The organism is Leclercia barmai, assembly GCF_049312895.1.
Taxonomy (GTDB): Bacteria; Pseudomonadota; Gammaproteobacteria; order Enterobacterales; family Enterobacteriaceae; genus Enterobacter; species Enterobacter barmai.
Map to the genome: position 1 here is coordinate 792653 of NZ_JBMNWZ010000001.1, position 14677 is coordinate 807329.

General features: G+C 55.2%; 10 protein-coding genes. 5 read left to right on the forward strand and 5 right to left on the reverse strand.

The genetic code is table 11. From position 1 onward, the window contains the following. Window positions 1-56 precede the first annotated feature (56 nt). The 4 genes from ACOYA6_RS03630 to ACOYA6_RS03645 all read right to left on the reverse strand — a co-directional run bounded on the left by ACOYA6_RS03630 (window position 57) and on the right by ACOYA6_RS03645 (window position 5155). On the reverse strand, window positions 57-1247 hold the full coding sequence (locus tag ACOYA6_RS03630) for an amino acid aminotransferase (protein ID WP_039029468.1): 1191 nt from the start codon (window positions 1245-1247) through the stop codon (window positions 57-59). Window positions 1248-1431: 184 nt separating this feature from the next. Beyond that, a complete protein-coding gene (locus tag ACOYA6_RS03635; protein ID WP_422654061.1) occupies window positions 1432-2511 on the reverse strand; it encodes a porin in 1080 nt (359 codons plus the stop codon). 606 nt (window positions 2512-3117) lie between these two features. Next, window positions 3118-4518 (reverse strand): asparagine--tRNA ligase, encoded by a 1401-nt coding sequence (gene asnS, locus ACOYA6_RS03640; protein ID WP_039029466.1) that lies wholly within the window; start codon window positions 4516-4518, stop codon window positions 3118-3120. 175 nt (window positions 4519-4693) lie between these two features. Next, window positions 4694-5155 carry an Lrp/AsnC family transcriptional regulator gene (locus ACOYA6_RS03645; RefSeq protein ID WP_138369435.1) on the reverse strand — a complete coding sequence of 154 codons (462 nt, stop codon included), beginning with the start codon at window positions 5153-5155 and terminating at the stop codon, window positions 4694-4696. A gap of 207 nt (window positions 5156-5362) precedes the next feature. Here ACOYA6_RS03645 and dpaL point away from each other — a divergent pair, with 207 nt between their 5' ends. The 4 genes from dpaL to ACOYA6_RS03665 all read left to right on the forward strand — a co-directional run bounded on the left by dpaL (window position 5363) and on the right by ACOYA6_RS03665 (window position 10427). Beyond that, a complete protein-coding gene (gene dpaL, locus ACOYA6_RS03650) occupies window positions 5363-6577 on the forward strand; it encodes a diaminopropionate ammonia-lyase (protein ID WP_223075085.1) in 1215 nt (404 codons plus the stop codon). 117 nt (window positions 6578-6694) lie between these two features. Further along, the gene (locus ACOYA6_RS03655) at window positions 6695-7984 is read left to right on the forward strand and encodes an aromatic amino acid transport family protein (protein ID WP_422654062.1); all 1290 of its coding nucleotides are present in this window, start codon (window positions 6695-6697) and stop codon (window positions 7982-7984) included. 23 nt (window positions 7985-8007) lie between these two features. After that, window positions 8008-9246 (forward strand): Zn-dependent hydrolase, encoded by a 1239-nt coding sequence (locus ACOYA6_RS03660; RefSeq protein ID WP_422654063.1) that lies wholly within the window; start codon window positions 8008-8010, stop codon window positions 9244-9246. Window positions 9247-9263: 17 nt separating this feature from the next. Beyond that, complete coding sequence (locus ACOYA6_RS03665; protein ID WP_138369431.1) at window positions 9264-10427, forward strand: M20 aminoacylase family protein; 1164 nt, start codon at window positions 9264-9266, stop codon at window positions 10425-10427. A 54-nt stretch (window positions 10428-10481) separates the two neighbouring features. Here the strand turns inward: ACOYA6_RS03665 and pncB are convergent, their stop codons facing one another. Further along, window positions 10482-11684 (reverse strand): nicotinate phosphoribosyltransferase, encoded by a 1203-nt coding sequence (gene pncB, locus ACOYA6_RS03670; RefSeq protein ID WP_223075088.1) that lies wholly within the window; start codon window positions 11682-11684, stop codon window positions 10482-10484. 264 nt (window positions 11685-11948) lie between these two features. Between pncB and pepN the strand changes: the two genes are divergently transcribed. Further along, complete coding sequence (gene pepN, locus ACOYA6_RS03675; RefSeq protein WP_422654064.1) at window positions 11949-14561, forward strand: aminopeptidase N; 2613 nt, start codon at window positions 11949-11951, stop codon at window positions 14559-14561. Window positions 14562-14677 lie beyond the last annotated feature (116 nt).

Sequence of the window (14677 nt, forward strand, 5' to 3'; positions counted from 1 at the left end):
GGGCCAGGGTGATCTTTTGTAGGTCGGGTAAGCGATAGCGCCACCCGACACAGTTTTTACAGCACCGCGACAATCGCTTCGCACAGTGGCGCCATGTTATCTGGCGTCATACCCGCCACGTTCACACGACCTGATGCCACCGCGTACACGCCAAACTCTTCGCGCAGACGCAGAACCTGCTCTTTGGTCAGGCCGCTGAATGAGAACATGCCGTTCTGCTTGATGATAAAGCTGAAGTCGCGATCCGCGCCTTTTTCCGCCAGGGTGTTCACGAACAGCTGACGCATGCGCTGGATGCGCTGACGCATATCGTTCAGTTCCTGTTCCCAGATGGCGCGCAGGGCGTCATTGCTGAGGATGGTCGCAACCACAGACGCACCGTGAGCTGGTGGGTTAGAGTAGTTGGCACGAATAACGGATTTCATCTGGCTGAACGCACGGTCAACGGTCTGCTCATCGGAAGCGACCAGCGTACAGGCGCCTACACGTTCGTTGTACAGACCGAAGTTCTTGGAGTAGGAGCTGGCAACAATCAGCTCTTTATGGACTGCTGCAAAGGCGCGCAGACCTTCAGCATCCTCTTCCAGACCACGGGCAAAGCCCTGGTAAGCGAAGTCGAACAGCGGCAGCCAGCCTTTTTCAACGGAGAGTTTCGCCAGCTGTTCCCACTGCTCAAGCGTAGGATCGATGCCGGTTGGGTTATGGCAGCAGCCGTGGAACAGAACCACATCGCCCGCCTGGGCTTCGCTCAGGCTGGACAGCAGGCCGTCGAAATCCAGGGAGTGGTTCGCCGCATCGTAATAAGCATATTCACGCACTTCCAGACCCGCAGAGTTAAAGACGCTCTTGTGGTTCGGCCAGCTCGGGTTGCTCACCCACACGGTTTTAACACCGGTATTTTTAGCGAGGAAATCCGCCGCCACACGCAGTGCGCCAGTACCGCCAGGGGTCTGCGCCGTGCGGGCACGTTTATCGCTGACAATCGCACTGCCTTTGCCGAACAGCAGTTCCTGCGTGCAACGGCCAAATTCCGGAATACCATCGATGCCGAGGTAGTTTTTGGTATTTTCATTTTCCAGCAGATACTGCTCAGCCTTTTTAACGCTGGTCAGTACCGGGGTCTTGCCGGTCTCATCTTTATAGACACCAATACCCAGGTTAATTTTTCCAGGGCGGTCATCGGCACGAAACAGATCGGCCAGGCCCAGAATAGGGTCGGCAGGGGCGGCGGTAATGTTCTCAAACATGACGAAGTTCCATTGTGGTTACGGAAGTGAAATCCGCTATCAGGTTAACGATAGTTCTACAAAATGCCAACCGTTTGCTACAAAAAGCGTGCGGCTTTTCAAAAGTCGCCATTTTTAGCTTTCAGGCATAAAAAAACAGGGCCGAAGCCCTGTTTTTTAGACATATAACAAAGTGGTGTACTGATTAGAACTGGTAAACGATACCTACACCCGCCTGGTCGTCGGTAGACAGGCCAGTTGCTTCAGCGTAGTTGTTGCCATCCAGCAGGTTGAAGCGGTACGCAGCGTACACGTTCATGTTCTTGTTGAAGTAGTACCAGGTACCCACTTCTACGTATTTAACCAGGTCAGCATCGCCGCCGCTGAAACCGTTACGAGCGGTCAGATCTTTACCTTTGGACTGTACGTAGCCCACGGATGGACGCAGACCGAAGTCGAACTGGTACTGAACCACAGCTTCGAAGTTCTGAGTTTTGTTAGCGAATTCGCCGTCATTTTCACGGGTCATGTTCTGAGATTCGCCGTACATTACCGCTGCGTACAGGTTGTTTGCATCATACTTCAGGGAGGTTGCCCAGCCTTCAGCACGTTCGCCTTTACCGTCTGCACTCTGCGCAGTAGAGCGGTCTGAGTTAGAGTAGGCTGCGGTTACGTTGAAACCTTCAGCGAAGTCATAGCCCAGAGAGTAGCTGCCGCCGTCGCCGTTCTGACGGCTGGTGGTGTGGCCAGATTCGTTTTTACCCTGGTACTGCAGACCCAGCGCCAGGCCATCAACCAGACCGAAGAAGTCAGAGTTACGGTAGGTAGCCAGACCGGTGCTACGTCCAGTCATGAAGTTGTCGGTTGCAGCCAGGGAGTCGCCGCCCCAGATAACGAACATATCGGTTGAAGCCAGCGCATCATAGAACACGCCGTAGTTACGACCATAATCGAATGAACCAATCTCACCGGCTTTCAGGCCTGCGAATGCCAGACGGGTTTTAGTACCCTGAGCGCCTTCCTGAGCGGAAGCGTCCATGTTGTATTCCCACTGACCATAACCGGCCAGTTGGTCATTAATCTGAGTTTCACCTTTGAAGCCGATACGCGCATAGGTGGTGTCACCGTTATCGGAATCACCGTTGGTGGTCCACTGGTGTTCGCCTACTGCTTTACCATAGAAGTCCAGCTTGTTACCGTTTTTGTTATAGATTTCTGCTGCGTTAGCTGCACCGGCTACCAGCAGGGCAGGGATAACCACTGCCAGGATATTGCGCTTCATCATTATTTATTACCCTCATTGGTTTTTTTATGACACTCGCCACTGCCGTCAATAAATTCTGTCAATAAATATTTCCGGAACTATTGATGAGAGTTTGGTGTCTTTATGTATCTGACAGGCATCTTTCCATTCAAATAAACGTTTCGCTACTCTGAAAGTGCTACAAACATCAAGAATCGGTTACAATAAGAAAATATGTGTAACTAAATGTGAATTTTAAGGAACTTTGTGAGGGACCTCAAAGTTCAGAGTTGAATGGCTAAAATTAAAGCTTCACTAATTCTATCTATATGAATTGCTTATCTTAATTTTAGATAATGACTTTTTTTATGATCCGAAGCATTAGCGCACTATTTTTCTTATCTTTGGAAATAGACATCTGGATAGCCGGGATTTTGCACAAAAAGTGTGCTAATGCTTGAGATAAGTATTAGGCGCAATAAGAATAGGGTTTATTTTGTGTTCAAAGATGTTTCATGGAAATATAGCGTAACACTGGAGAGGATCTGGCGGGGTTGCACTTTAAAGACGCTGACTTTTAACTGACATAAGTTGACAGTGCAGAATAAAATAATGGCCAGCATTAGCTGGCCATTGTGTAGTGAGGGATTAGAACGTTGCGTTGCGCGGGGTGCGCGGGAATGGAATCACATCACGCACGTTCTGAACACCGGTAACATAGGCAATCAGACGCTCAAAGCCGAGCCCGAAACCGGAGTGCGGCACGGTGCCGTAACGACGTAAGTCGCGATACCACCAGTAGTCCTCTTTGTTGAGGCCCATTTCAGCCATACGCGCATCCAGTACGTCCAGACGCTCTTCACGCTGAGAACCACCGATGATTTCACCGATGCCCGGGGCGAGCACGTCCATCGCGGCAACGGTTTTGCCGTCTTCGTTAAGGCGCATGTAGAACGCCTTAATGTCTTTCGGATAGTTTTTCACCACAACCGGTGCCTTGAAGTGCTTCTCGGCCAGGTAGCGTTCGTGCTCGGAGGAGAGATCAACGCCCCAGTAAACCGGGTTCTCGAACTGCTGACCGCAGTTTTCGAGGATGGTCACCGCATCGGTGTAATCCACCTGAGCAAAATCAGCAGAGACGAAACGTTCCAGACGGGCGATAGCATCGCTGTCGACGCGCTCGGCGAAGAATTTCATGTCATCGGCGCGTTCGGTCAGTACGGCGTTAAAGACGTACTTCAGCATCGCTTCTGCCAGACCAGCAACGTCATCGAGGTCAGCGAAAGCCACTTCCGGCTCCAGCATCCAGAATTCCGCCAGGTGGCGGCTGGTGTTGGAGTTCTCGGCGCGGAAGGTCGGACCAAAGGTGTAGATTTTGGACAGCGCGCAGGCGTAGGTTTCGCCGTTCAGCTGGCCAGATACGGTCAGGAAGGACTCTTTACCAAAGAAGTCTTTGTCGTAGTCCACTTTGCCTTCCGGCGTGCGCGGCAGGTTTTCCATGTCCAGCGTCGAAACGCGGAACATCTCGCCTGCGCCTTCGGTATCGGAGGCGGTGATCAGCGGCGTGGAAACCCAGAAGTAACCCTGCTCGTCAAAGAAACGGTGCAGCGCCTGCGCCAGGGTGTGACGTACACGGGCGACGGCCCCAATCATGTTGGTACGCGGACGCAGGTGAGCTACTTCACGCAGATACTCGATGCTGTGGCGTTTTGCCGCCATCGGGTAGGTGTCTGGATCTTCAACCCAGCCGGTCACTTCAATTGAGGTGGCCTGCAGTTCATAGCTCTGACCCTGGCCCTGAGAGGCCACGATTTTACCGGTGACAACAACGGAGCAACCCGTGGTCAGACGCAGCACTTCCTGATTGTAATTGGGCAGAGAATTATTAATAACGGCCTGTACAGGATCAAAGCAGGAACCGTCATAGACGGCGAGGAATGAAAAGCCAGCTTTTGAATCTCGGCGGGTACGCACCCATCCGCGCACGGTGACTTCGCTGTCAACGGCTACGCGGCCCTGGAGTACGTCGGCTACAGGCACAACGCTCATAATAGTCTCTCTATGTTGTCCAAAAATAAAATCTGTATCCCCTTCAATGGGGGGATATCTATGTTACCTGTCATCTTCCATCAGACAAGTAGAATTCGCATATGAAAGGGGGGATTTCGGAAATAATAATGGCCCAGACTGATTCCTAACCTTTCGCCATTGTCTTACGGGTGAACTACTCAATCACCACCGTCATCTCTTGCTTGGCATTTTGCATCGAAACAATAGTACGGAAGGACTTAATATTCCCCGAAGCGAAGAACAGCTCGCGCGTCAGCAGCTCATATTCCGCCATATCACGCACGTTAACTACCAGCAGAAAATCGAAATCGCCCGTGACGTAATAGACCTGCTGCACCTGCGGACAATTCACGAACCGCTGCTTATCTTCCTCCAGCAGGTCCAGGCGTTCGTTCTCAATCGTGACCTGAACCATGATGGTTATCGGGCGACCCACCTTACTGGCGTCAACCAGGCTGACGTTGCCCTTGATAATGCCAGCCTCCTCCAGCGCGGCGATCCGGCGATTGACCGCCGAGGCTGACAGGCTGACGCGATCGGCGATTTCCCGCTGCGAAAGGCGACTTGTCTGCTGCAAAAGCGTGAGGATTTTTTTATCCCAGGTATCCATTTTCATCGTGTCGACGGCCTTTAAACAGTGTGATCGGCCTCACTTATGCAACTTTGTTGCGTTACAGAGGCAAATAAGGGTGGAAGTTGCGTATTCATGGTCAATTTTGCGCCATTTTCGCATCGGGCCAAGTGTACCATCACAGTCATCAGGAAAGCGTTAACTCGCTTTCAAGAGTCAGCCCTCGCGAATTCACAGGATAAAGGTGCACGTATGACGGACAGGATTAATTATCAATTTAACGCCCGACGCAAAGGGTATGAGCAGGGGGGGAACCTCAGCCTACTCAATAAGCAGGTCAGCGATGAAGTGCTGGCTTTCCATCAAAAATTCCCGGCATACCAGGTGACGCCGCTGCGCAGGTTAAACCATTTAAGCCAGCGTCTGGGGCTGGGGTCGTTACATATTAAGGATGAAGCCCGGCGATTCGGCCTCAATGCCTTTAAAGGTCTTGGTGGCTCGTATGCGATGGGGAAATATCTCGCCAGCCTGCTTGGTCGCGACATTAATACCCTGAGTTTCACCGACCTTAATTCTGCAGAAATTAAAGCGCGTATCAAAGATATTGTCTTTGTCACCGCTACCGATGGCAATCACGGACGCGGCGTCGCATGGGCTGCAGAGCAGCTCGGATTGCGGGCGGTGGTCTACATGCCGAAAGGCTCATCGCCGGTGCGGGCGCAGAATATTCGCCAGCACGGCGCCGAGTGCTCCATCACCGATCTCAACTACGACGATACCGTGCGGCTGGCCGACAAAATGGCCCGCGAGCAGGGCTGGGTGCTGCTGCAGGATACGGCCTGGCAGGGCTATGAGCAGATCCCCACCTGGATTATGCAGGGCTATATGACCCTTGCCGTTGAAATCTGGGAACAGCTGCGGCAAAGCGGGGCGCCGTTGCCGACACATCTCTTTTTACAGGCCGGGGTCGGGTCATTCGCGGGCAGCATCATGGGCTATTTTGTCGGGAAGATGCAGCACCAGGCGCCGACGATTGTCATTGTGGAACCGCATAAAGCGAACTGCCTGTACCGCTCGGCGGTCGTCAATGACGGCCAGCCGCACAGCGTAGGTGGCGACATGTCCACCCTGATGGCCGGGCTGGCCTGTGGCGAACCCAATATTACCAGCTGGCCGATGCTGCGCGACTACGCCACCTGTTTTATCTCCGCCGATGACCAGCTTGCCGCCAACGGCATGCGCCTGCTTGCCGCGCCGCGCCCCGGTACCGATGAGCCCTTTATCTCCGGTGAATCTGGCGCAATCGGCGCCGGGGTGCTTCATGCGCTGATGACGCAACCAGAGTACCGCGAACTCGCCGAATCACTACGCCTTAATGCCGAAGCTCACGTCCTGTTAATCAGCACCGAAGGGGACACCTCCCCGGATATCTATGAGGAGATCGTCTGGTTTGGCCGTAACGGTTAATTTCCCACGGTAATCACAAGAGGGCCATCTTACCTACCCTCCAGGCTCTCGGTATGGCACGCGTTCTGACAATAAAACATACGCGGTATCGCGTAATGCACAGAGAGAACATGACCAATGAATAGTGAAAATGCTGTTACAGAAAGAGGATGCTGCAATCCTGCAAAATGGCATAGCGAAGATACCGTCTGGGTACTTGGCCTGTTCGGGACGGCGATTGGCGCCGGGGTGCTGTTTTTGCCGATAAACGCCGGGATCGGCGGCTTCTGGCCGCTGCTAATCGTTTTTGTCCTGGCCTTTCCCATTACCTATCTGGCGCACCGCGGGCTGGCGCGCTTTATTTATTCGTCCAATACGCCAGAAAGCACCATTACCGATGCGATCGGTGAACATTTCGGCGCACTGGCGGGAAAAGTGTTCACCCTTATCTATTTTTTCGCCGTCTATACCATTCTGATTATGTACGCGGTGGCGATCACCAATACCGCCCAGAGCTTTATCACTCACCAACTCGGGATGGTGGAGCCGCCGCGGGCGCTGGTGGCTATCGTGCTGATCCTCGGGCTGATGTTTATCGTCCGCTTCGGGCAGCGGCTGATCATGAGGGTGATGAGCGCCCTGGTCTATCCCTTTATTCTCTCACTTGTTTTTATGGCGCTGTTTCTGATCCCACACTGGAACGTGGCGATTCTGCACATTCTGAATCCCGACGCGGCGGATAACGGACATGGCATGTTATTGACGCTGTGGATGACGTTTCCGGTGCTGGTGATGTCCTTTAACCACTATCCGATTATCTCCCCGATGGTGGTGCGTCAGAAGCAGCGCTATGGCCTGGCGCTCGCCGAGCGTAAATGCGAACAGATTCAGCGGTATGGCATCCTGCTGATGACCCTGGTGGTGCTCTTTTTCGTGCTCAGCTGCGTGTTAAGCCTGTCACCGCAGCAGTTGGCAGAGGCGAAGGCGCAGAATCTTTCTATTCTGTCGTATCTTGCCAACCAGTTCGATACGCCAGTTATCGCCTGGTTGTCGCCGATTATCGCCTTTGTTGCCATTACCAAGTCCTTCCTGGGCCACTATATCGGCGCCTATGAATCGTTGCGCGATCTGATCCTTGAAGCGGCCGCCGCGCGGGGGAAGACATTCGCCATCCGCTCGGTTGACGTGGCGATCCTGATTTTTATGGTCCTGACCTGCTGGTTCGCCGCCTACAAAAACCCCAGTATCCTCGGCATTATCGAATACATCAGCGGCCCCACCGGGGCGGTGATCCTGCTGCTGTTACCCATGTACGCCATCCATAAATTACCCGCGCTGGCACCATATCGCGGCAAAGCCAGCAACGTTTTTGTCACCCTGATTGGGCTGATTACCGTATCTGCCATTTTTTACGGCATGTTCCAGTAACCACGATCAATAGCGAGATCTTTATGCATCACTATCTACAGATTAACGGCCAGCGGCTTATCGGTTCTTTGTTCGCTCTCGGCGAGCTCGGCGCGCTGGAGGGCGGGGGAGTCTGTCGCCTCGCGGCCACCGCAGAGGACAAAGCGGGCAGGGATTTTGTTCTCGCCAGAATGAAGGCCCTGGGGCTGGATATCACTATTGATGCGATCGGCAACGTCACCGGCGTGTATGCCGGAGAAGAGGCTCTCCCCATGGTGATGATGGGTTCACATATCGATACCGTCGGCACCGGCGGCCTGTACGACGGCAACTACGGCGTCATGGCCGGGCTGGAAGTGATTGCCACGCTACAGGAGGCGGGGATCCGTCCCCGCCGTCCGCTGGCGGTTACCTTCTTTACCAATGAAGAGGGGGTGCGCTTCCAGCCCGACATGATGGGCAGCGTGGTGTTTGCCGGGGAGTATCCCCTGGAGACAGCGCTGGCAGCGAAAGACAGCAATGGCATTACCCTTGACGAGGCGCTGCGGGCGATTGGCTACAAAGGTGAACGCAGTCCTGGCGATATGCCGGTGGACAGCTACGTCGAACTGCATATTGAACAGGGACCGATCCTCGATAAAGAGGGAACCAATATCGGAGTCGTCACCGGTGTTCAGGGGATCTCCTGGCAGGAGCTGACCCTGACCGGTGTCTCCAATCATGCCGGTACCACGCCGATGTCGATGCGTCACGACGCCGGTCTGGCGGCGGCCAGAATCGCCGTCTTCGCCCGTGAACTGGCGCTGAGCCTCGGCGGCGATCAGGTCTCAACGGTGGGGCACATCAGCGTCAAACCCAATCTGATTAACGTCATCCCCAACCAGGTGGTGATGTCGGTGGATCTACGCAATACCGATAATGCAGTCTTAAAACTGGCAGAACAACGGCTGGCGGATTTTGTCGCCACAACTGCGCAGGAAGAAGGGGTGGCGATCACCAGCCGTTCGCTGGTGCGTTTTAATCCGGTCATTTTTGCCGATGAGATCGTCAACGCCGTAGAGGAAGAAGCGAAGCGTCAGAGCCTGAGCTTCCGGCGGCTGCCGAGTGGCGCAGGCCACGATGCGCAATTTATGGCCTCGGTGTGCCCGGCCGGGATGATCTTCGTCCCCTGCGTCGACGGCGTCAGCCATAACGTCAACGAACACAGCGATCCCAAAGACCTGGTTGCCGGAGCCAACGTGCTGCTGCAGGTGGTCTTACAGCGCGCTCAGCGTCCGGCTTAACTTTACGGGAGATTATGATGGATCAGGAACAGCTCAAACAGCAGCTTATCGCATGGCGTCACCACCTGCATGCCAACCCGGAAAGCGCCTTTGAAGAGGTGAAAACCGCGCAGTTTATTGCCGAAAAACTCGAGAGTATGGGGGTTGAGGTGCATCGTGACATCGGCAAAACCGGGCTGGTAGGGGTGCTGAAATGCGGGGAAGGTAAAGGTGTTATCGCGATCCGCGCCGATATCGACGCCATACAACTGACGGAACAGGGCGAGATGTCTTATCGCTCAGACACGCCAGAACGCATGCACGGCTGCGGGCATGACGGTCACACCTGCATTGCGCTGGGAGCGGCGCAGCTACTGTTACAGCGCCAGAACTTCAACGGCACCGTCTGCTTTGTCTTCCAGCCAGCCGAGGAGCCGGGTTACGGAGCGAAGGCGATGATGGCGGACGGGGTTATCGAACGCTTTGGTATTGAAGAGATGTATGGCTTGCACAATATGCCGGGCATGAAGGCCGGGACGATAGCCACCCGGGTTGGCGGCATTATGGCCAGCGAAGATAACTTTATCATTCGTATCACAGGCCAGGGGGCGCATGCCGCAAGACCGCATATGGCCAAAGATCCGCTGGTGATTGCGGCGGAGATTATTCTGGCGCTGCAAACCATCGTCTCACGCAACGTCGATCCAAACGTACCGGCGGTGATCTCCTGTACGGAGCTGCACACCGATGGCATCCGCAATGCCATTCCGACCCATGTCATCATCAAAGGCGATACCCGCAGCGACGCCCCGGCGGTGCAGGCCCTGCTTGAGGAGCGGATGCGCACCCTCAGCGAAGCGATTTGCGCCATGCACGGGGCACAGTGCGAGTTCACTTACACCCATGAGTTCGCGCCGACCGTCAACTGGCCACAGTGCGTGGAGGTGGCGGTGAATGCGGCGATAAACGTTGTAGGGGCGGAGAGGGTGGATGGCAATATCGCGCCGATGATGATCTCAGAAGATTTCGGCGCTTTTCTGCAGCAGGTTCCCGGCTGCTTTGTCTTTTTAGGCAATGGCGATGCGTCGGACCCTCAGGGCAATACGCCGCTGCACAATGCCCGCTATGACTTTAACGATGAGATTTTACTGACCGGAGCGGAGTATTTTGCGGAGGTCGTCAGAACCCGTCTGCCGCTGTAATCTGAGAGAAAAAATGGGCCCCTGCAGCGCTGCAGGGGCCCTTTTTACTGTGCGTTAGCTGGCGATTTTTACCTGCGGCAGGTCGAACGCTTTGCGCAGCGCCCGGACGAAGGCTTTGTCATGGCAGATGGTTTTGCCCGGGCTGTCGGAGAGCTTCGCCACCGGCTTGCCGTTACATTCCACCAGTTTAATAACGATATTCAGCGGTTTTACCTGGGGAATATCGCAGGTTAACCGGGTGCCAATCCCAAAACTCAGGTTCACCCGCGAGGAGAAATGACGGTACAGGTCTACCGCTTTTGGCAGGTCGAGGTTATCGGAGAAGACCAGCACTTTGCTCATCGGATCGATACCCAGCTTTTGGTAGTGGGCGATCGCTTTCTCACCCCACTCCAGCGGATCCCCGGAGTCATGGCGCAGCCCCTGATAGACGGACGCGAACTCTGGCCCGAAATCGCGCAGGAAAGCGTCCATGGTAATGCAGTCGGTTAAGGCAATGCCGAGCTGGTCCGGGTATTCAGTTAGCCAGGCCGCCAGCGCCGCACGTTGGCTGGTCGCCAGCTCGGGGCTGATCTGCTGATGTGCCTGGAACCACTCGTGTGCCTGGGTGCCCATCGGCGTCAGATTCAGGCGGCGGGCGAGATCGTAATTGCTGGTGCCGACAAACCACGGCTCCTGCTGCAGGCGCTCAACGATGGCCTGCTGCACCTCGCGGGAGAAACGGCGACGGGTACCAAAATCCATCAGGCGGAAACGCGACATATCCAGCGAGTCGGTGAGTTCAGCGAACCCAACCAGCTTCTGCTCCAGTGTCGCCAGAGCCTGTTCAACGCTGGCCTCCGGCGAGCGATAGCGGTGTACCAGCTCGCTGATCACGGCCAGCAGCGGCACTTCCCACATGATCACTTCCCGCCAGGGACCTTCAAGGCGAATATGCAGTTTGCCATTGTCGTTGCTGATGTTGACCTGTTTCGGGTCGTAGCGGAAATCGCGCAGCCACTGAAGGTAATCTTGTTTAAAGAAGGGCAGGCCGGAAAGCCACTGGAATTCATCATCCTGCAGACGAAGATGCTGCATTGCGTCGACTTGCTCACGAATGGCGTCAGCATAGATCCCCAGCAAATCGTCACCGCGGCAGCGGAATTCAGCCGCGACCTGTACGTCGTAGTATTGGTGGAAAACGGCTTGCTGCATATGGAGTTTGTACGCATCGGTATCCAGCAGCGTATGCAGAACAGGTGAAGCGAATTGAGTCATAGGTGCGCAGTAGCATCCTCTCACGGGAGCGTTTAGTACAATAAACGACTAATGAAACCGCTGGAGTATACCTTGTTTAGCGATTTATTGAACCCCGATCACACCATAAGCCTGGTTCAGGGTCGAGTGCATTTCGTGCCGCATGTTATATAAATGTAGCAAATAGAGTGTTTGTGACTGAAAAGATGAACATTCTGCATAGCGCGATTTCCACAACAGGAATAGACTGACTCGTTATTCGACAAACGATGCAAAAGGTTTTCTATGACACAACAGCCTCAAGCCAAATACCGCCACGACTACCGTGCGCCGGATTACCTGATTAGCGATATCGATCTGACTTTTGACCTGGATGCCACAAAAACCGTTGTCACGGCGGTCAGCCAGGTAACGCGCCATAACGCCACGGCGGTGCCGCTGCGTCTTGATGGTGAAGACCTGACCTTAGTGTCGGTGCATGTGAACGACGCTCCATGGACCGACTATAAAGAAGAAGATAACCAGCTGGTGCTGGATAATCTGCCGGAGCGTTTTACCTTACGCATCGTTAACGAGATCAGTCCGGCGTCCAACACCGCGCTGGAAGGTCTGTACCAGTCGGGCGTAGCGCTCTGTACCCAGTGTGAAGCCGAAGGTTTCCGTCACATCACCTGGTATCTCGACCGCCCTGACGTGCTGGCCCGCTTCACCACTAAAATCATCGCCGATAAAGCTACCTATCCGTTCCTGCTTTCCAACGGCAACCGGGTGGGTGAGGGCGAGCTGGAGAATGGCCGTCACTGGGTGCAGTGGCAGGATCCGTTCCCGAAACCCTGCTACCTGTTTGCGCTGGTGGCGGGTGATTTTGACGTTCTGCGCGACACCTTCACCACCCGTTCAGGCCGCGAAGTGGCGCTGGAACTGTTTGTCGACCGCGGCAACCTCGACCGTGCCCCATGGGCGATGACCTCGCTTATCAACTCCATGAAATGGGATGAAGAGCGTTTCGGTCTCGAGTACGACCTCGACATCTATATGATCGTCGCCGTCGACTTCTTCAATATGGGCGCGATGGAAAACAAAGGCCTCAACGTCTTTAACTCCAAATACGTGCTGGCGCGTACCGATACCGCCACCGATAAAGACTACCTCGATATCGAGCGCGTCATCGGTCACGAATATTTCCATAACTGGACCGGCAACCGCGTGACCTGCCGCGACTGGTTCCAGTTAAGCCTGAAAGAGGGCCTGACCGTCTTCCGCGATCAGGAGTTCAGCTCCGACCTCGGCTCGCGGGCGGTTAACCGCATCAACAACGTACGCACCATGCGTGGCCTGCAGTTTGCTGAGGACGCCAGCCCGATGGCGCACCCGATCCGTCCGGACAAAGTGATCGAGATGAACAACTTCTACACCCTGACGGTGTATGAAAAGGGTTCTGAAATCATCCGCATGATCCACACCCTGCTGGGCGAGGTGAATTTCCAGAAAGGGATGCAGCTCTATTTCGAACGTCATGACGGCAGTGCCGCCACCTGCGACGATTTTGTCCAGGCGATGGAAGATGCGTCTAACGTCGATCTGTCCCATTTCCGCCGCTGGTACAGCCAGGCCGGTACGCCAGTTGTTACCGTCAAAGACGACTACAACCCGGAAACCGAGCAGTACACGCTGACCATCAGCCAGCGCACGCCGCCAACGGCCGAGCAGGAAGAGAAGCACCCACTGCACATTCCGTTCGCCATTGAGCTGTATGACAGCGAAGGCAAGGTGATCCTGCTGAAGAAAGGCGGGCACCCGGTGCACAACGTGCTCAACGTGACGCAGGCCGAGCAGACGTTTGTCTTCGATAACGTCTACTTCCAGCCGGTACCTGCGCTGCTGTGCGAGTTCTCCGCGCCGGTCAAGCTCGAGTACAAGTGGAGCGATCAGCAGCTCACCTTCCTGATGCGTTACGCGCGCAATGACTTCTCCCGCTGGGATGCGGCCCAGAGCCTGCTGGCAACCTACATCAAGCTGAACGTGAACCGTCATCAGCAGGGGCAGCCGCTGTCATTGCCGGCCCATGTTGCTGATGCCTTCCGCGCGATCCTGCTGGATGAGAAGATTGACCCGGCGCTGGCGGCTGAAATCCTGACCCTGCCGTCGGCGACTGAAATCGCCGAGCTGTTCGACATTATCGACCCGATTGCGATTGTGGCCGTGCGTGAAGCCCTGACCCGTACTCTGGCCGCTGAGCTGGCGGATGAGTTCCTGGCGGTTTACAACTACCACAAACTGGATGCGTATCGCGTTGAGCATGCCGACATCGGCAAGCGTGCGCTGCGTAACACCTGCCTGCGCTATCTGGCGTTTGGGGAAACGGCGCTCGCCGACGAACTGGTGAGCAAGCAGTATCACACGGCCGACAACATGACCGACGCCCTGGCTGCGTTGGCCGCGAGCGTCGCCGCTGAACTGCCTTGCCGCGATGCCCTGATGCAGGAGTACGACGACAAGTGGCATCAGGACGGCCTGGTGATGGACAAGTGGTTTATTCTGCAGTCCACCAGCCCGGCGGCCGATGTGGTGAACAAGGTGCGCAGCCTGCTCAACCACCGTTCATTCACAATGAGCAACCCGAACCGCGTCCGTTCCCTGATTGGCGCGTTTGCCAGCAGCAACCCGGCTGCCTTCCATGCGGAAGATGGCAGCGGCTACCAGTTTATGGTGGAGATGCTGACCGAACTTAACAGCCGTAACCCGCAGGTGGCGTCGCGTCTGATTGAGCCGCTGATCCGTCTGAAACGCTATGACGCCAGACGTCAGGCGAAGATGCGTGCCGCGCTGGAGCAGCTGAAAGGGCTGGAGAACCTGTCCGGGGATCTGTACGAGAAGATCAGTAAGGCGTTAGCTTAAAAGAAATGCCCGGTGGCGCTACGCTTACCGGGCAGTGATCCTGTAGGCCCGGTAAGCGTAGCGCCACCGGGCATCAGGCCGCACAGCAGTGCCGGGTGGCGGCTTTGCCTTACCCG

Excerpts from the sequence above, each read along its gene's own strand:
- ACOYA6_RS03630 (WP_039029468.1), bottom strand. The coding sequence starts at position 1,247 with ATGTTTGAGAACATTACCGCCGCCCCTGCCGACCCTATTCTGGGCCTG.
- ACOYA6_RS03635 (WP_422654061.1), bottom strand. The coding sequence starts at position 2,511 with ATGATGAAGCGCAATATCCTGGCAGTGGTTATCCCTGCCCTGCTGGTA.
- asnS (WP_039029466.1), bottom strand. The coding sequence starts at position 4,518 with ATGAGCGTTGTGCCTGTAGCCGACGTACTCCAGGGCCGCGTAGCCGTT.
- ACOYA6_RS03645 (WP_138369435.1), bottom strand. The coding sequence starts at position 5,155 with ATGAAAATGGATACCTGGGATAAAAAAATCCTCACGCTTTTGCAGCAG.
- dpaL (WP_223075085.1), top strand. The coding sequence starts at position 5,363 with ATGACGGACAGGATTAATTATCAATTTAACGCCCGACGCAAAGGGTAT.
- ACOYA6_RS03655 (WP_422654062.1), top strand. The coding sequence starts at position 6,695 with ATGAATAGTGAAAATGCTGTTACAGAAAGAGGATGCTGCAATCCTGCA.
- ACOYA6_RS03660 (WP_422654063.1), top strand. The coding sequence starts at position 8,008 with ATGCATCACTATCTACAGATTAACGGCCAGCGGCTTATCGGTTCTTTG.
- ACOYA6_RS03665 (WP_138369431.1), top strand. The coding sequence starts at position 9,264 with ATGGATCAGGAACAGCTCAAACAGCAGCTTATCGCATGGCGTCACCAC.
- pncB (WP_223075088.1), bottom strand. The coding sequence starts at position 11,684 with ATGACTCAATTCGCTTCACCTGTTCTGCATACGCTGCTGGATACCGAT.
- pepN (WP_422654064.1), top strand. The coding sequence starts at position 11,949 with ATGACACAACAGCCTCAAGCCAAATACCGCCACGACTACCGTGCGCCG.